Origin of the sequence: Shewanella sp. YQ_9 (genome assembly GCF_043103185.1) — a bacterium.
In the GTDB taxonomy this organism is placed as follows: domain Bacteria; phylum Pseudomonadota; class Gammaproteobacteria; order Enterobacterales; family Shewanellaceae; genus Shewanella; species Shewanella algae.
This window is the reverse complement of record NZ_JBICJO010000036.1, coordinates 1-17,229: the sequence shown is the minus strand read 5'-3', so window position 1 is coordinate 17,229 and position 17,229 is coordinate 1. Positions and strand designations below refer to the sequence as shown.

The 17,229-nt window shown below is 48.8% G+C and carries 11 protein-coding genes; all 11 read left to right on the top strand.

Annotated features, from left to right (window positions below; genetic code table 11):
• Positions 1 to 105 precede the first annotated feature (105 nt).
• The 11 genes from ftsY (at position 106) to ACF8D4_RS11075 (ending at position 17,032) form a co-directional block, all read left to right on the top strand.
• Positions 106 to 1,860 (top strand): signal recognition particle-docking protein FtsY, encoded by a 1,755-nt coding sequence (gene ftsY / locus ACF8D4_RS11125; RefSeq protein ID WP_345858084.1) that lies wholly within the window; start codon positions 106 to 108, stop codon positions 1,858 to 1,860.
• A 3-nt stretch (positions 1,861 to 1,863) separates the two neighbouring features.
• A complete protein-coding gene (gene ftsE / locus ACF8D4_RS11120; protein WP_025012145.1) occupies positions 1,864 to 2,556 on the top strand; it encodes a cell division ATP-binding protein FtsE in 693 nt (230 codons plus the stop codon).
• A gap of 3 nt (positions 2,557 to 2,559) precedes the next feature.
• Complete coding sequence (gene ftsX, locus ACF8D4_RS11115) at positions 2,560 to 3,525, top strand: permease-like cell division protein FtsX (protein WP_025012146.1); 966 nt, start codon at positions 2,560 to 2,562, stop codon at positions 3,523 to 3,525.
• A 171-nt stretch (positions 3,526 to 3,696) separates the two neighbouring features.
• On the top strand, positions 3,697 to 4,554 hold the full coding sequence (gene rpoH / locus ACF8D4_RS11110) for an RNA polymerase sigma factor RpoH (protein ID WP_028780766.1): 858 nt from the start codon (positions 3,697 to 3,699) through the stop codon (positions 4,552 to 4,554).
• A 209-nt stretch (positions 4,555 to 4,763) separates the two neighbouring features.
• The gene (gene katG / locus ACF8D4_RS11105; protein ID WP_096142136.1) at positions 4,764 to 6,938 is read left to right on the top strand and encodes a catalase/peroxidase HPI; all 2,175 of its coding nucleotides are present in this window, start codon (positions 4,764 to 4,766) and stop codon (positions 6,936 to 6,938) included.
• A 414-nt stretch (positions 6,939 to 7,352) separates the two neighbouring features.
• Complete coding sequence (locus ACF8D4_RS11100; RefSeq protein WP_107005809.1) at positions 7,353 to 9,509, top strand: hypothetical protein; 2,157 nt, start codon at positions 7,353 to 7,355, stop codon at positions 9,507 to 9,509.
• 10 nt (positions 9,510 to 9,519) lie between these two features.
• Positions 9,520 to 11,451 carry a hypothetical protein gene (locus ACF8D4_RS11095; RefSeq protein WP_335924973.1) on the top strand — a complete coding sequence of 644 codons (1,932 nt, stop codon included), beginning with the start codon at positions 9,520 to 9,522 and terminating at the stop codon, positions 11,449 to 11,451.
• 207 nt (positions 11,452 to 11,658) lie between these two features.
• Positions 11,659 to 12,006 carry a hypothetical protein gene (locus ACF8D4_RS11090; RefSeq protein WP_107005807.1) on the top strand — a complete coding sequence of 116 codons (348 nt, stop codon included), beginning with the start codon at positions 11,659 to 11,661 and terminating at the stop codon, positions 12,004 to 12,006.
• Between the two features lie 477 nt (positions 12,007 to 12,483).
• Complete coding sequence (locus ACF8D4_RS11085; RefSeq protein ID WP_107005806.1) at positions 12,484 to 14,721, top strand: type I secretion system permease/ATPase; 2,238 nt, start codon at positions 12,484 to 12,486, stop codon at positions 14,719 to 14,721.
• A complete protein-coding gene (locus ACF8D4_RS11080) occupies positions 14,714 to 16,180 on the top strand; it encodes an HlyD family type I secretion periplasmic adaptor subunit (RefSeq protein WP_107005805.1) in 1,467 nt (488 codons plus the stop codon). Before ACF8D4_RS11085 ends, ACF8D4_RS11080 begins: the two co-directional genes overlap by 8 nt.
• Before the next feature lie 33 nt (positions 16,181 to 16,213).
• Complete coding sequence (locus ACF8D4_RS11075) at positions 16,214 to 17,032, top strand: hypothetical protein (protein ID WP_107005804.1); 819 nt, start codon at positions 16,214 to 16,216, stop codon at positions 17,030 to 17,032.
• The last annotated feature ends 197 nt before the right edge of the window (positions 17,033 to 17,229 follow it).

The window sequence follows — 17,229 nt, the reverse complement described above, 5'->3', positions numbered from 1 at the left end:
GGGAATGCCCATAACAGGCCCCGCTGCTCCAGGGAAATAGTTGCGACCTCAAGCGGGAGCCCGGCTCCTGAAGATCCCCCACGATGTTGAGCACTGGTAGCACTGATGGCAAAGAAAGGTTTTTTTTCCTGGTTTCGTAAAGACAAAAGTAATGACGAAGCCGAGCAGGCGGCCAAACTCGCCGAACAACAAGCCGCAGAAGCCGCGGCCGAGACTGAACGTTTAGCTGCTGAAAAGGCGCAGGCTGAACAAGCCGAAGCTGATCGTCTGGCGACTGAAAAGGCGCAGGCAGAACAGGCCGAAGCCGAGCGTATTGCTGCTGAAAAGGCACAGGCAGAACAGGCAGAAGCCGAGCGTATTGCTGCTGAAAAGGCGCAGGCCGAGCGGGCTGAAGCCGAACGTCTGGCTGCTGAAAAGGCACAAGCCGAGCAGGCAGAAGCCGAGCGTATTGCTGCTGAAAAGGCGCAGGCAGAACAGGCCGAAGCCGAGCGTATTGCTGCTGAAAAGGCGCAGGCAGAACAGGCAGAAGCCGAGCGTATTGCTGCTGAAAAGGCGCAGGCGGAGCAGGCCGAAGCTGAGCGTCTGGCTGCTGAAAAGGCACAGGCAGAACAGGCCGAAGCCGAGCGTATTGCTGCTGAAAAAGCGCAGGCAGAGCAGGCCGAAGCCGAACGTCTGGCAGTTGAAAAGGCACAGGCAGAACAGGCAGAAGCCGAGCGTATTGCTGCTGAAAAGGCGCAGGTGGAGCAGGCCGAGGCTGAACGTTTAGCTGTTGAAAGAGCCCAGGCAGAGCAAGCAGAAGCCGAACGTCTGGCGGCCGAAAAAGCGCAGGCAGAACAGGCCGAAGCCGAGCGTCTGGCCGCTGAAAAAAACCAGGCCGAACAGGCTGCTGATGAAGAAGCTCAACCTGAGCCACAGGCAAAACCTGTTAAAGAGGGTTTCTTTGCCCGCCTCAAGCGAGGGCTGATGCGCACCAGCGAAAATATCGGTAGCGGTTTTATCGGGCTGTTTCGCGGTAAAAAGATTGATGATGACCTATTTGAAGAGCTGGAAGAGCAACTGCTTATTGCCGACGTTGGGGTGGAAACCACCAGTCGGTTGATCTCCAGCCTGACAGATCATGCTTCACGCAAGCAGCTCAAGGACGCCGAAGCCTTATATGAATTGCTGCAGCAGGAGATGCTGGCGACGCTGGAGCCTGTGAGTGTGCCTCTGGTGCCGGATAATGCCGCCGGGCCTTTCGTTATTTTAATGGTGGGGGTCAACGGCGTTGGCAAGACCACTACCATAGGCAAGTTGGCCAAACAGTATCAGCGCGAAGGCAAGTCTGTCATGCTGGCAGCCGGTGATACTTTCCGCGCCGCTGCGGTTGAGCAGCTGCAGGTTTGGGGCCAGCGCAACGATATTCCTGTGATTGCCCAGCATACAGGTGCCGATAGCGCCTCTGTGCTATTTGATGCCCTGCAGGCCGCCAAGGCCAGAAATGTCGATGTGTTGATTGCCGATACCGCAGGTCGTTTGCAGAACAAGAGCCATCTGATGGAAGAGCTGAAGAAAGTGGTTCGGGTGATGAAGAAACTGGATCCGGACGCTCCCCATGAAGTGATGCTGACCCTGGATGCCAGCACGGGCCAGAATGCCATCAGTCAGGCGCAGTTGTTCCAGGAAGCCGTCGGAGTTACCGGCATCAGTATCAGCAAGCTGGATGGTACCGCCAAAGGCGGAGTTATCTTTGCCATTGCCGATAAATTTGGTATTCCTATTCGTTACATAGGCGTGGGAGAGCAGATAGACGATCTGCGTACCTTCAATGCCAAAGACTTTATCGAAGCCCTGTTCAGTCAGGAGAAGGCGGATAACTGATATATGATTCGATTTGAGCAGGTCAGCAAAATTTACGCCGGGGGCCAAAAGGCACTGTCTGATGTGAGTTTTCATCTTCAGCGGGGCGAAATGGCCTTTCTTACCGGGCATTCCGGGGCCGGTAAGAGTACCTTGCTCAAATTGATCACAGTTATTGAGCGCGCCAGCGCCGGCCGGGTATGGATCAACGGCCATGATATCGCCGGTATCAAGCGCGGCCATGTGCCTTACCTGCGCCGCGATATCGGGATGATCTTCCAAAGCCACCATCTGTTGATGGATCGCAGCGTGTTTGACAATGTGGCGCTGCCCTTGGTTATCGAAGGTTTTACCCTGGGGGAGATCCGCAAGCGGGTAGCCGGTGCTCTGGATATGGTGGGTCTCTATGGTAAAGAGCGCCATAACCCCATCATGCTTTCGGGCGGTGAGCAGCAGCGGGTCGGCATTGCCAGGGCGATAGTCAACAAACCCCCTCTATTGCTGGCCGATGAGCCGACCGGTAACCTGGACCCCAAGCTATCCATGGATATTCTCAGGCTGTTTGAAACCTTCAACGATGCGGGCACCAGCGTGCTGATTGCCACCCATGATCTCGGTCTTATCGCCAGAATGAAATACCGCACCCTGACCCTGAAGCAGGGGCGGATGATAGGTGGTGAAGAACTGGGGACCAGCCCCATGAGTGCTAAGGAATAAGCTATGTCTGCCCAGCCTTCATTGACCCGCAGTAAACTCCCGCTTTCCGGCCGGATAGTGATGTTCTTTATCCGCCATATACAGCATGCCATGGCCAGCATGGGTGAGTTGTGGCGCAACCCTATCTCATCGCTGATGACCATGGCTGTGCTGGGTGTGAGTCTGAGTTTGCCGGCCGCCTTGCAGGTGCTGGTAAAAAATGCCGAAACCATTACCCAATCCTGGAGCAGCGCGGCGCAGATCTCCTTGTTTATTGAGGGGAACCGCTCAGAGCAGAGTATTCAGAGCCTGTTGGCACGGATAAAGGTCTACCCGGAAATCGACGAGGTTGACTATATCAATCGTGACGAGGCACTGGCGGAGTTCCAACAGCTGTCTGGTTTCGGCGAGGCGCTCTCCTATCTGGAAAGCAACCCTTTGCCGGCGGTGATCAGCGTGATCCCCACCGAAAAGTATTCCAGCCCCGCAGGCGCCAGAGAGCTTTTGACCAAGCTGGAGCGTGAGCCTGAGGTGAGCTTTGGCCGTCTGGATATCGAGTGGCTGGAGCGCTTACAGGCGCTGGTGCGCTTGTTGGAACGTACCGTGCTGGCGTTGGCGGCGCTGCTGATCCTGGCTGTGGTGCTGGTCATAGGCAACACTATTCGCCTGGCTATCATGAATCGGCGCAGTGAAATTGAGGTCATGAAGCTGGTCGGGGCCACAGAAGCCTTTATTCAGCGGCCTTTTCTCTATACCGGCATCTGGTATGGTGTTATCGGCGGTATACTCGCCTGGGTGATAATCAACCTCTTGGTCTGGTACCTGGATGGGGCGTTGGCCTCGCTTTTGGGCCTGTATGGCAGCCAACTTGAGATGCAGTCCCTGACCTTTGTCGAGCTGCTGCAGATGATGGCACTGGCCTCATTTTTGGGTTGGTTGGGGTCTTTCCTGTCGGTGCGCCAACACCTGCGAGCCATAGAACCTCACTGATGTAAAAATGAACTTATCTTCACTTGCATTGTCCTATTTTCGGGGTAAAAATAACCCCGGATGTTGGATACGGCGTTGACAATATATGTCAATTGACCGATAGTGCATCGGCTCATCAGCGTTTTTTTCGACCCGAAATGAGCATCAAAGCAGTAAGAAACAGGAGCGTGAATGACTGATCAAACGCAATCAATGGCACTGATGGTTCCCCAAGGGAGCAGCAGTCTCGAGGCCTATATCCATTCGGTAAACAGCATGACCATGCTGGACGCCGAGCAGGAGTATGAGCTGGCGAAGCGTTTGCAGGAAACCGGTGATCTGCAGGCGGCTAAGCAACTGATTATGTCGCACTTACGTTTTGTGGTGCATATTGCCCGCGGCTATGCGGGTTATGGTCTGCCACAGGCAGACCTGATCCAGGAAGGCAACATAGGCCTGATGAAGGCGGTCAAACGTTTCGACCCTGATGTGGGTGTGCGTTTGGTGTCTTTCGCCGTGCACTGGATCAAGGCAGAAATTCATGAATATGTGCTGAAGAACTGGCGCATAGTCAAAGTCGCCACCACTAAGGCACAGCGTAAGTTGTTCTTCAACCTGCGTAAGGCCAAGAAACGTCTGGGTTGGTTCAGCGATGAAGAGGTCACTATGGTGGCGGAGAATCTTGGCGTATCCAAACAGGATGTGACCGAGATGGAGTCGCGAATGGCGGCGCAGGATCCGGCCTTTGACCTGACCAATGATCACGATGATGATCATGACTTTGCCCCGGCGCTTTATCTGGAAGACCACTCTTCCGACTTGGCGGCCCAGGTAGAAAATGACAACTGGGAATCCAATGCCCAGAACAAGCTGTTGTCGGCGATCAAGACCTTGGATGAGCGCAGCCAGCACATTCTGCGGGCCCGTTGGTTGGACGATGAAAAGACCACACTGCAGGAGCTGGCCGATACCTATCAGGTGTCTGCTGAGCGGATCCGTCAGTTGGAGAAAAACGCCATGAACAAGCTCAAGGCTTGTATGGACGTATAACGCAGTCAGCAAACTATTCAGCAAAACCCGCCTTCTGGCGGGTTTTTTGTTTTCAGCCGAGGATGTGCCGGATAAACCATACAAATTATATGGTTAAAAAATGCTTAACGGATTAGATATATACTCCTTGTTCGAGTATAAAAATTAGTCAGCGTATGATGTGAGAGTAAGTCTACTGTAATGCTTGTACCAATATGGAGATAACACCTATGACCGGAAGTAAGCCCTTGGGCAAATGTCCAGTAATGCACGGCGCCAACACATCCATAGAGCAAGACATCATGAAGTGGTGGCCCAAGTCGCTCAAGCTCGACATCCTCAGCCAGCACGACAGCAAGACCAATCCCATGGATCCCGATTTCAACTATGCCGAAGCGTTTGCCAAGTTGGACTATGCCGGCCTGAAAGCCGATCTTAGGGCACTGATGACCACGAGCCAGGACTGGTGGCCGGCAGATTGGGGCCACTATGGCGCCATGATGGTGCGCATGGCCTGGCATGCGGCCGGTTCTTACCGCATTGAAGATGGCCGTGGCGGTGCAGGTACCGGCAATCAGCGTTTTGCCCCTCTCAATAGTTGGCCGGATAACGTCAACACAGACAAGGCTCGGCGTCTGCTATGGCCTATCAAGAAGAAGTACGGTAACAAGATTTCCTGGGCAGACCTGATCATTCTCGCCGGTACAGTCGCTTATGAAACCATGGGGCTGAAAACTTTCGGCTTTGCCGCCGGACGGGAAGATATCTGGCATCCGGAAAAGGATACCTATTGGGGCTCGGAGGAGGAGTGGCTGGCCACCAGTGATGGTCCCAACAGCCGCTATTCCGGGGAGCGCGAGTTGGAAAACCCATTGGCAGCCGTGATGATGGGGCTTATTTACGTCAACCCTGAAGGGGTTGATGGCAATCCGGATCCGCTGAAGACGGCCAAGGACATGCGGGAAACTTTCAAACGCATGGCAATGAATGATGAAGAAACCGTGGCGCTGACCGCAGGTGGCCACACTGTGGGTAAGTGTCACGGCAATGGCCGCGCCGAAAATCTCAGCCCGGAGCCGGAAGCGGCCGGCTTGGAAGAGCAGGGACTGGGCTGGCTAAACCACAAGAGCCGGGGCATTGGCCGCGATACTGTGGTCAGTGGCATTGAAGGGGCTTGGACAACCCATCCTACCCAGTGGGATAACGGTTTCTTCAAGATGCTGTTGCAGCATGAGTGGGAGCTGAAAAAGAGTCCAGCCGGTGCCTGGCAGTGGGAGCCTGTGGATATCAAAGAGCAAGACAAGCCTGTGGATGTGGAAGACCCGTCCATACGCCACAATCCCATAATGACAGATGCCGATATGGCGCTGAAGGTCGACCCTGAATATCGTAAGATTGCCGAGCGTTTTGCCCAGGATCAGCAGTATTTCAGTGAGGTGTTTGCCAGGGCTTGGTTCAAGCTGACCCACAGAGACCTGGGGCCAAGAAGTCGCTATCTTGGGCCGGATGTGCCGACAGAAGAGCTTATCTGGCAAGACCCAATCCCTAAAGTCGACTACAGCCTGACAGCCAAGGATGTCGCCGACCTCAAGACAGAGATCCTGGCCTCCGGGCTGAGTGTGGCCGAGTTGGTGGCTACCGCCTGGGACAGCGCTCGCACCTTCCGCGGCTCTGACTACCGTGGTGGCGCCAACGGCGCGCGTATCCGTCTGCAGCCGTGCTGCGACTGGCATGGCAATGAGCCGAAGCGGCTGCAAAAAGTACTCAAGGTGTTGGAGGCTATCCAGTCAGGTTGCGGCAAAGAGATCAGCCTGGCCGACCTGATAGTGCTTGCGGGCAGCGCCGCAGTTGAGAAGGCCGCGAGGGATGCCGGGGTCAATATCGAGGTGCCATTCCTGCCGGGGCGTGGGGATGCAACCCAAGAGATGACGGATGTGGAATCGTTCGCCGTGCTTGAGCCTTTGCATGATGGCTTCAGAAATTATCTGCAGGCCGATTATCGGGTGACTCCCGAGCAACTCTTGCTGGATCGCAGTCAACTTATGGGGCTCACGGCCCCTGAAATGACAGTGCTCATAGGTGGTATGCGGGTGCTGGGTGCCAACTTCGAGGGGGCATTACAGGGCGTGTTTACCGACAGGGTCGGTGTTTTATCCAATGACTTCTTTGTCAATCTCACCGACATGCGCTATCAGTGGCGACCGGTTGCCGAAAACCTCTACGAAATTGTTGAGCGTCACAGCGGCGCGGTTAAGTGGACCGCAACCCGGGTGGACTTGGTGCTTGGCTCCAACTCGATTCTGCGTTCTTATGCGGAAGTCTATGCCCAGGATGACAACGGCGAAAAGTTTGTTCGGGACTTCGTCAAGGCCTGGGTCAAGGTGATGAATGCCGATCGCTTTTAACTGAGAGCCAATAGACAGTATATGCCCGAGAGACATCTGGGGGTTGGAGTAGTGCAGCGTATGTAGCTGTATAATTCCAACCCCAGTTTTTTTGGCGTTGTACGGACTTAAAAAGGCTGCAACCTGACGTCAGGGTGGAAATCTGCCGCAGGGAGCAGAAAACGCCGGTTGCAGTAAAACTATGAGTCAGCAAGACTCTAGCCGCAGGAAAGGGTTGGTTGCCTCAAATGAGGTGGGACTTATTGTGGATTTTTGGCTTGGCCTTAAATAGAGGCTTTTTCCCAAAGCTATTGGCGAATTTGCGACGTTTACCCGGCGAAATGGTTAAAGCCTGCGGGGATGGCAGCAGAATTGTGACTCAGGTTCTGGCATAATGTAGCGCTAATTTTTAAGTGTTCTTCTTCAAGGAATGAAATGAAGCAGTATCTTTCCCTCTTCGGCCTGTTATGGCTTTTGTCCGCATGCACCCCCAATTCCCATGTTGAATTTGACCCCAAAAAAGGCGATCAAGTTGATTACTGGGTACAGGCCAAAGCCACTATAGATATAGGTGGACGTCAATTTACTCAGGACAGCAACTCCCTGATGCGTTATGAGGTAATTGAGACCTCGCCGGCGCTAAAGATGGAGCTGGTACCCAAATATATGGCTATGTCAGGCGGCGGCCGGCCTTTCAGTAGCTTTGGCGCTACCGATGACAACCCTGAGCTGCAGAAGATGTTTTCCAAAGGCTTTGAAGTCACTCTGGATAAAGACTCAGGCAAACTGCTGGCGTTTAAGGCCAAGGACGATGAAACCTGGCAAAAAATATTGGCACGCTCTGGCCCTGAGCTAATCAAACTTTTGGCCCCGGGAATGGATGCTCCCGGCGTGTTGCAGGAGATCCCTGCCAAAGAGGGCAGTAAGCTGACACTTGAGGGGTTCAACGGCCAGCAAGCCGAATTACTGGTCACCAAAGTGACTCCCGAAACCGTAGACACTGAGTTGACGGCCGAAAGTGATGATAGCCGCCTGTATGGGCATATGCGCCTGGCCCGCGATAGCGGCTGGTTGCAGAAAATGGTGTTGGTGCTGGAAACTAAAGTCGAACTCAGGGGACGACAAGGCAGCAACCATATGTTGCTTGTCATGGAGCGTAAAGATCTGCTCGATCAAGTAGGTGACCTGAGCAATCGAATTGCCCCCGATTCTCTGGATAACTGGATTCCGATAGTGACCGCGCCGCCAAAACCTGTTGACGGGCAGGAGATCAGCGCCGAAGCCTTATTCCAATACGGCAAAGGAGCATATCGCATCGAATCTAAACATCTCCAATTGGAGTTATTGCTCGCCGAGCATGAAAAAGAAGTTCTGGGAGAGATCACCTATCGAGACTTCAAGGCATTGGACGCGGAAGATAAACCTATTGAAATGGAGTTTGCCGTTTTAGGCCAATTTGGCCCCTATCAGCAAAATGACAAGCTAGTCACCAGTACCGCCATTGCACCTCTGGGCTGGAACCAGCGAAACCAGTTTGAAAAAATATCCTCCTTCAGCGCCATGGCAGATTTCATGCCACTCGAACTGGTATCGATTTCCGGCCAATGGCAGTCGGGACAAGAGCAGCAACTGGCGTTTGACGGCGGTATTGTCACCATTACACCGATAGCGCAGCAGCCAGATGAATATCAGCTGCATTTCAGCGGCACAGATGGCTATTTGTTGCCATTTTTTGATGGGCTTGAAGGTGAATACCGTTACCAGACGCCAGAAATTGGCCCCAAATGGCTCAATAGTTTGGATCGCAGCATACTATTTAGCGGCGAGAATGGGTTTAGGGTGAAGTTGACCAACCAGCCATCAGAGGTGACCTTCTTTGCTGTGAAGAAGCAGCAACAATCGAGCTTCAGCCGTGAGGTTAGCTGGGTAAGCCGCGAGGCCTTTGCTGCCGATTACACCCTGCCTCCAATGGATAAGAATTACCTTTACAATGACACCGGCGAAGACTCTGCCGATTTTGACCCTATGAGTTTCTCGACCCAGGCCGATACGCCGCAAGGTGCCAAGTTGACCCTGCCACAGGACTGGGCCAGTGTCTGCCAACTGCAGATAGAAGGCGATTTTAAACAAGGGCCGTCATCCTTGGTGTGGAAAGCGAAGTATGACAAATGGAAGCCTGCGCAACTCCAGTACCAACTGAGTACAGAAGATGGTCTTCGCCGTTATTTCTATGGCCTGGAAATACCCAGTCATCTGCATTGTGATGGACGCCCGGTATGGCAGCCAATTGACTATACCCCGAGTGAGCGCGCCTGGCTGGTGCCTATCGAAGTATTCGGTGAGCTGGATCTGCAGCAATCCACGCGGCAGTTCCTTCAGCAGTACCATCTCTATAATGCCGATGGCGTACAACTGCCTTTGCTGGATATACACGCTCACTATCTCAATACAGACCATGCGTCCCTGAGCGAAGCCGTTATGGAAGACAAATACCTAAGAGTTGCCGATAGAGTGGAGCGTATCAGCAAGCTCGAATATCAGGGCGAACCCCTGGATATTCGTTGGGTCAACAGTTTCCCGCCACTGCCTTAAGGACAAGAAAATGCGTGTATTGATATTACTTTGTTGCCTGATGAGCTGGATGGCCAGCGCCGAGACAGTGTGGTTGAATGATGATTGGCAAGTGGTCGACCGTGAGCAACAGGCCAGTTTTTATGTCAAAGATCCTCAAACTCAGGATCAACACGGTTGGCAAACCACCATCTATTATGTCGGCTCGGATATCCCCAGATTCAAGGGCAGCTTTGCCAAGCCGGGTCTTTTCCAAAATGCTCTAGGTAGCTACCAGTTCTTTCACAATAACGGCAAGCTGTCTTCCGACGGCAACTATAACGGTAACAGCGAGATGGAAGGCCCAATCCGCTTCTATGATGAAGACGGCATCCTGACCATGGAGGCCAGTTTTGTTGATGGTAAGCAGCGGGGCACTCAGAAAAACTTCTACAGTAACGGTCAGTTAGAGGAAGTCTATGAGCAATTGGGCGACAAACGCGTCGGTAAAGACAGCCACTATTACCAGGATGGCAGTCTGCAGGCGCAACACTCGCTGGTCAATGGGTTGCCGGAAGGGGAGCAACTGGAGTACTACCCCGGGGGGCAACTGCGTGAGCGCAGCCTGTATCTGGCGGGTAAACTGACCGGTGAGCGCAAACGTTATCACCGCAATGGCGAGCTGTCTTACATTGATACCTTTGGCCCTAAAGGCCAGCAGGGTAAAGCCTATGAATACTGGGATACAGGCGCCAAAGAGGCCGAGTATGTTTATGTGGATGGCCAGCGGCAGGGGCCGGCCAAACGTTGGCACAAGAATGGGCAACTCAGTTGGGAAGGCAGTTACCTGCAGAATCGAGAACATGGGGAAAGCCGTCACTACGATGCACAGGGGCAACTGACTCGAGTTGAACATTATCAGCAGGGCAAGAAGGTGGGCGAGCAGCAAACCTTTTATGCCAATAGCTCGCAGCTGCAGCATTTAGAGCGCTTTGACAATCAAGGCCAATTGGTCTTTGAGCAAAAATTTGCCGTTGACGGCAGCAAGACCATGGAATTCAGCGCCCGTTTTGTCAAAGACAAGCAGATCCTCGACAGGCAATACTTTAAAGAGGGCAAGCTTAGCTCAAGAATGCAGCAGGATATGACCCGGGTGTGGACTCTGTTTCAGAAGTTTGATGCCAGTGGGGTTGTCATTGAACGCGAGGAGAAACTGAAAGGTAAGCGCGAGGGGCTGACTCTACAAAGTTATCAAGGGATTTGGGACGATGAGCCCTATATAGAAACCAGTTACTACAAGGAAGGTAAGCTCCATGGTGCCTATGAGAAGAAACTGGTTAGCGGCAAGCTGTTGGAGCAAGGCGAATACGCCAATGACAAAAAGGTGGGTACCTGGACCTACCTGGATGCCCGTAATCGCAGCACTGAAGCGTATGACAGCCAAGGGCGTCTGCATGGTGAGGTGAAAAAAATCCAGGTGCATGATGGTCAATTGTTGCAACTGGCACATTACCGGCACGGGCAGCTTGAAGGCGAATACCAGACCTATAATGAAAAAGGCGAGTTGCAAGCCAAAGGAAATTATAGTCAGGACAAACGGCATGGCCAGTGGCAGTACCAGGAGCCCTATGAAACCCAAGTGTCCCTCTGGCAAGGAGAGTACCATCACGGCAAAAAAGTCGGCACTTGGCTGGCCCACTCTGCAGCAGGTTATGAACTGGGGCGGGAGCAGTATGACGCCAAGGGGCAGGAACAAGGCAGCTTTTACTATTTCACCGAAGACGGCTTATTGAAAAAGGTCGCCCGTTATCAGGACGGGAAAGAACATGGTGATACCGTGTCTTACATCATGGGTAAACCCTACTATATCCAGATGTTCAAACACGGCGAGTTCTTGGGGAGTCGTGATGTCGATGACGATGAGTCGTCGAAGGGAGAGGGCGACTGCGATAACTCTACCTCATCGCTGCTGTTTGGTTGTTAATGGATATTTTATTGTTTAAAGAGTGAATCCGCTCATTGGTCTGGCGGTATTCCGCCGCCATAAATCTATGTTTAAGGCCGCATCTGCGGCCTTTTTTATGTTTAGGTAAGCCTGATCAGAAAATTCCGATGACAACAAGGATGTTTCTTAACGACCTTGTTTTCATGTCCCTATACAGTGCAACCAAGATCTCTTGGGGGACTGCTTATGGATTTCAGAACATACAGAGAGTTGGCGCTGACAGCCGAGCCAGGCTGGGGCATCGCGTTTCTGAAACAAAATAAGTATGAAGTTTACCATCAGACTCTTTACTGGCTGATGGATGCCGGTTTTCCTGTTCCACTAAGAGAACTGCGCATCGAACGCTTGGCCGGCTGCGACATTATCTGTTGCCGTATTCTCCCTTCTCGCCTGGAAAGATTTCTTGAAAAACAGGAAATCGCTCTTTACAAGAGCGACAAAGAAGCTCGCTGGGTATTACCCAATCCGATATCAGCCCCCCAATATCGACGTTGGCAGGCGTCAGTACTCTTGAACTCTCTCAAATGCCTTTGAGCTGCAACTTCGCTAAGTCATTATTATCTTCTTTGCTCTGACAACCGGTGATTTAAGTGCTTTCATCATCTAAACATAGTTTGAAAAAGTAGTAACAAATCTCATTGAGAAAAATATGATGCACCTTGTGAAAGTTGATGCTTGAAGTGGCTGCGAACATATGACTCAAGAAGGCATAAGTAGCAACCGTTCATTTGAATCGTTATTAGGTTTTCTAGAAATACTTTAGTTAGTTATATTTCAACTAGTACAATTCAGTTACTACAAATAGTAAATTCTTCATTGTTCAACCCGAAACCTATGCTCCGCAATGTTACCTAATTGTTATCGCTGCGTTTCATGAGTGTGTTATCAGCCTATTGACAAGGCTCCAACACTGTAAATGTTAATAGATATTTAATGATACATATCTTTACATTTAGTTGCTTGGTTATTATGATGTGAAATCTCAAGGACGAAAAAAGACTCAGGATTTAGATGTCGAGCCAATTTATCTCTGGTATTCATTGCCTTTCATTGATTGCCCGCTTTCACCATATCCCAGCGGATCCTAATTCATTAATTCGAGAATTTAAATGCAGTAAAGCTAATAAAGAAACTCCATCATTAGCTAATATTAATTTAATTCGAGCTGCTAGAAGTCTAAGCCTAAAAGCCAAGTTTATAAACGACACCCCTGATAAATTATCTGAACATGTGCTGCCGGCTGTAGGGCGTCATGTGGATGGTCACTTTTTTATTATTGCAAAAGTATCTGATGATAAAGTACTTGTACAAGATTTATCGAAATCTAATTCAGGTCTGGTCACTTACTCAAAAAGCGAAATAAATGAAATTTGGACTGGTGAATTACTTTTGCTGTCAAAACGGAGTTCATTGCTAAGCGGCGTGATGACAGATAGTGCTAAATTCGGATTCTCTTGGTTTGTTCCTGCGTTACTGAAATATAGAGGGTATTTCAGTGATGTCTTTATAGCATCATTTTTCATTCAGTTAGTCGGACTAGCTTCTCCTATCTTCTTTCAAGTTGTTATCGATAAAGTATTAGTACACAAAGGGATGACGACCTTAGATGTCCTCGCTTTCGGCTTCTTCATTGTGATCACATTTGAAGTGATTCTAACAGGCTTGAGAACCTATGTGTTTTCACATACTACTAACCGTGTAGATGTAGAATTAGGTAGTAAATTATATAAACACATGCTGTCATTGCCTGTGGCCTATTTCAATAGCCGCCGGGTAGGGGATACCGTAGCACGCGTGAAAGAACTCGATAGTGTCAGAGAGTTTCTAACAGGTTCATCATTGACAGTTGTACTGGATGTGTTCTTTAGTTTTGTTTTTTTTGGCGTAATGTTTTATTACGCTCCTTTGCTAACATGGATAATAGTTGGCACTATTCCATTTTACTTTACATTGTCACTCATCATCACACCGACCTTACGCAAATGTTTAAATGAGAAGTTCCAACGAAGTGCAGAAAACCATTCCTTTTTGGTTGAATCTGTAAACGGTGTAGAAACAATTAAAGCTATGGCGGTAGAGCCTCAACTTCGTAATAGCTGGGATGACAAGCTTGCTGACTACGTTAGTACTTCATTTAAGACTAGTAACTTGAGCAACATCTACAGTCAAATTGCCGCATATATCAACAAAATAAGTGGACTTCTAACACTATATTTTGGCTCCATAGCGGTAGTGTCTGGCGAATTAAGTATAGGCCAGTTTATCGCATTTAATATGCTTTCCCAGCGCGTCAGCGGACCTATAATGCGCTTAGTTAACCTGTGGCAGGATTTTCAACAAGCTAATATATCATTGCAAAGGTTGGGAGATGTACTGAACTCTCCATCTGAGCCAGGTTATAACCCAAACCGTGCAACGCTTCCTGACATAAAAGGGAAAATCGTATTTGATAATGTGCTATTCCGCTATTCACCTGATCGAACTCCTATACTAAACAATATCAGTTTCCAATGCCGCCCAGGAGAAGTGATAGGTATCGTTGGGCGTTCAGGCTCTGGAAAAAGTACCCTAACAAAGCTCATACAGCGATTGTATGTCCCAGAATCCGGTAAGGTTCTCATTGATGGCGTAGACCTTGCTGTGGTCGAACCTGCATGGCTACGAAGACAAGTGGGTGTGGTTTTACAAGAAAACTTTCTTTTCAATCTCAGTGTTAGGGAAAACATTGCACTTGTTGATCCTAGTATGCCGATGGAAAAGGTTATTAAAGCTGCTGAACTTAGTGGCGCTCATGAATTCATCGCAGAGTTGCCTGAAGGGTATGACACGGTGGTTGGTGAACAAGGCTCCTCATTGTCTGGGGGGCAACGTCAGCGAATTGCTATTGCAAGAGCATTGGTAACTGATCCAAAAATTTTGATTTTTGATGAGGCAACTAGTGCACTTGATTATGAGTCTGAAAGTATCATTCAAGCTAATATGCGGCGCATTAGCCAAGGTCGCACTGTATTTATCATTGCACACCGTCTCTCTGCTGTTAAAGACTCGAATCGGATTATGGTTCTCGATAAAGGGAGACTGGTTGAGCAAGGTAGCCATCAACAGTTGATTGAGCAAGCTGGCATATATGCTCAACTACATTCAATTCAAAATCATCATGGTGTTGGTATTGCTGCTAAGCCGGTAGGTCAAGCTCCGATTAATCCTATTGTTCAGAATAATGGGAAGATAGGAGGTCATAATGCCTAGTCACTCGGAGAACAATGCTGCTGAAGCTATCACTAAGCTCGAACACCGCAGACTAGAGCAACAGAAATTAGAGTTTTTACCTGCTGCTCTGGAGATTCAAGCCGCGCCGCCAGCTAGGTGGAGCCGACTTTTGTTACGTTGCATAGTAAGTTTAATAGTAGCGGTAATACTTTGGGCTTCATGGGCCGAGATAGACATTATTGCCACGGCACAGGGCAAAATAGTGCCAAGTGGTAAGGTCAAAATTATTCAGCCTTTAGATACTGGGGTAGTAAAGCATATTTTTATCAGAGAAGGTCAACACGTAAAAGCTGGTGATGATCTAATAGTGCTTGATGGCACCTCTAACCAAGCTGATGCAGACAGGCTTAAAAATGAATTACAAGGATATGTCGAAGACTTAGCACGTCAAAAAGCATTTTTAAATAGGCTGGGGAAAGCGGGTTTTAGTCATGACTCTGAGAGCATAGATACAACTGGTTCAAATGCCTCACAGCAAATATCAACTCTCACTACAGGTATCACTTCGATAGGCTCATTTGATGAGATAAACCCGTTGCCAGCTAACCAACTCCAATTGCTAGATAGTGCATGGCTGGAGCATTTATCTAAGTTAAATAGTATATCTAGTGACATTGCAAAACTTAAAGCAGAGAAAAAGTCTATCAGCATTGATGTCGGACGTATCGAAAAAACATTGCCTTTAGTTGTTGAGCGAGAGCGAAGTTACTACACGTTACTTGGAACGTCGGCCGTATCACGAAATCAATATCTTGAACTGAAGCAACAACGAATAGATCAAGAAGAATCCTTGTTGTTGCAGCGTGCCAAGCTTGAACAAGCCAGAGCTAGTATCGTATCCGTTGAACAAAATTACTTCGCGTATCTCTCTGAAACCCGCAGAAATGTTTTGCAAGAAATTAACCAGTTAACAAGGCAAGTAGAGAGCACTAGGCAAGAGTTAACCAAAGCTATCCGACTTACCGAGTTAAGAGTTTTAAAAGCTCCTGTCACCGGTGTTGTTGAAGAACTAGCGATAGCGACAATAGGTGGGGTTGTAACACCAGCCCAAGAGCTATTAAAGATTGTGCCTATTGGCCAGCATGGCAGTGTACAACTTGAAGTCGAAGCAGGATTACTCAACAAAGACATAGGATTCGTGCAAGTTGGGCAGACTGCAGAGATTAAAATTGAGAGTTTTCCGTTTACCAAATATGGCGTGATAGATGGTGAAGTAACTGATATTTCAGCCGACGCGAAAGAGTACGAACAGCTTGGTCTGTTGTATCCGCTTAAAGCATCTTTGGTAACAGATGAAATCAATGTTAATGGAAAGTGGGTTAAGCTGAAACCTGGCATGTCAGTTACTGTTGAGGTTAAAACAGGTACCCGCCGACTGATGGAGTTTTTATTAGCCCCTTTAATGCGAGGTGTGAGTGAAGGGGCGCGAGAGCGTTAGATTTCAGATAATAACATATAAGGGGTGATATTTATGAATGGCAGGATAAAATCAGAATTAGTAACGTTGGTCAGCGTATTTTGTTTGATTTTTTATGCAGATGATAGCTTCGGAACTCATTCGGAAACGGAAATTGAAGGAAGCGGTCAGAATATTTTTCATAGTAAACATGTTAAAACTCCAATGGAATTAGGTAATTTTAGAGAGGAAGGCTCTTTCTATCTTCTTGAGTCTTCTATAGGTGAAGATGTGTGTACAAATGTTTTGGAGAGCATAAACCAACCTAGGGAATATAACTTTTTTAAAAACAAGGATGGAGTTAGAAAGGAGGAAAGTCGATTCGCTAATTTTGGCTTGCCTGAAATGATGATACAAACACAACTAAATGTTCCAAGAACTGTTATGAGTAAAAAAAACGCAAGCTCATTTCGTGTTGAAGAGTTCGTGGTTGATTTAGATAAGGATGGAGAAACTGAATCTATTTATAGAACAACCGGATATTTATCTGGTGTGTGGGTGCATAATTTATTCATGTTACCTTTGCCATATGATAGTAAAAAATACCTTAATATTGATTCGTTTTGGAAGGAACAACAAGAGTTAGGTAATGTCTCTAAGTTTTTTTTGCAATGGAAAGAGTTTCAAGGCCTAGAAGTTGGTGATTATCTAAGGACTCTGGGCTCTCAGGTGATTTACGAGCTTATAGAATTTCATGGGAATTACTATATTTTTGCAACTAGTTCCGTAATAAAAGAAAACTCCTCTGTCAAAGTGGCAGTTATTAAATTAGACGATATTGGCGTGGGCTATCCCGCATGTCTTTTTGAAACGAAGTTTATCGTAACATATTAATTCAAACTATATATTAAATTTTTAAAAGGAATTGCTTATGTCTTTAGGGAATTTACATGACAATTATAACGCACATCCGGAGCTAAATGATGCTGCAGGTAACCCAGCAACCACCTATTTAGCTGCCAGAGATAATATGTTAAAGAGAAAGGAAAATGAGGCTTTATTTGTAGGAACTGTAGGGGGCGTTGGTGGGG

Bases quoted from the DNA above. Each gene is read 5' to 3' on its own strand.
- ftsY (WP_345858084.1), top strand. From the start codon at position 106: ATGGCAAAGAAAGGTTTTTTTTCCTGGTTTCGTAAAGACAAAAGTAAT.
- ftsE (WP_025012145.1), top strand. From the start codon at position 1,864: ATGATTCGATTTGAGCAGGTCAGCAAAATTTACGCCGGGGGCCAAAAG.
- ftsX (WP_025012146.1), top strand. From the start codon at position 2,560: ATGTCTGCCCAGCCTTCATTGACCCGCAGTAAACTCCCGCTTTCCGGC.
- rpoH (WP_028780766.1), top strand. From the start codon at position 3,697: ATGACTGATCAAACGCAATCAATGGCACTGATGGTTCCCCAAGGGAGC.
- katG (WP_096142136.1), top strand. From the start codon at position 4,764: ATGACCGGAAGTAAGCCCTTGGGCAAATGTCCAGTAATGCACGGCGCC.
- ACF8D4_RS11100 (WP_107005809.1), top strand. From the start codon at position 7,353: ATGAAGCAGTATCTTTCCCTCTTCGGCCTGTTATGGCTTTTGTCCGCA.
- ACF8D4_RS11095 (WP_335924973.1), top strand. From the start codon at position 9,520: ATGCGTGTATTGATATTACTTTGTTGCCTGATGAGCTGGATGGCCAGC.
- ACF8D4_RS11090 (WP_107005807.1), top strand. From the start codon at position 11,659: ATGGATTTCAGAACATACAGAGAGTTGGCGCTGACAGCCGAGCCAGGC.
- ACF8D4_RS11085 (WP_107005806.1), top strand. From the start codon at position 12,484: ATGTCGAGCCAATTTATCTCTGGTATTCATTGCCTTTCATTGATTGCC.
- ACF8D4_RS11080 (WP_107005805.1), top strand. From the start codon at position 14,714: ATGCCTAGTCACTCGGAGAACAATGCTGCTGAAGCTATCACTAAGCTC.
- ACF8D4_RS11075 (WP_107005804.1), top strand. From the start codon at position 16,214: ATGAATGGCAGGATAAAATCAGAATTAGTAACGTTGGTCAGCGTATTT.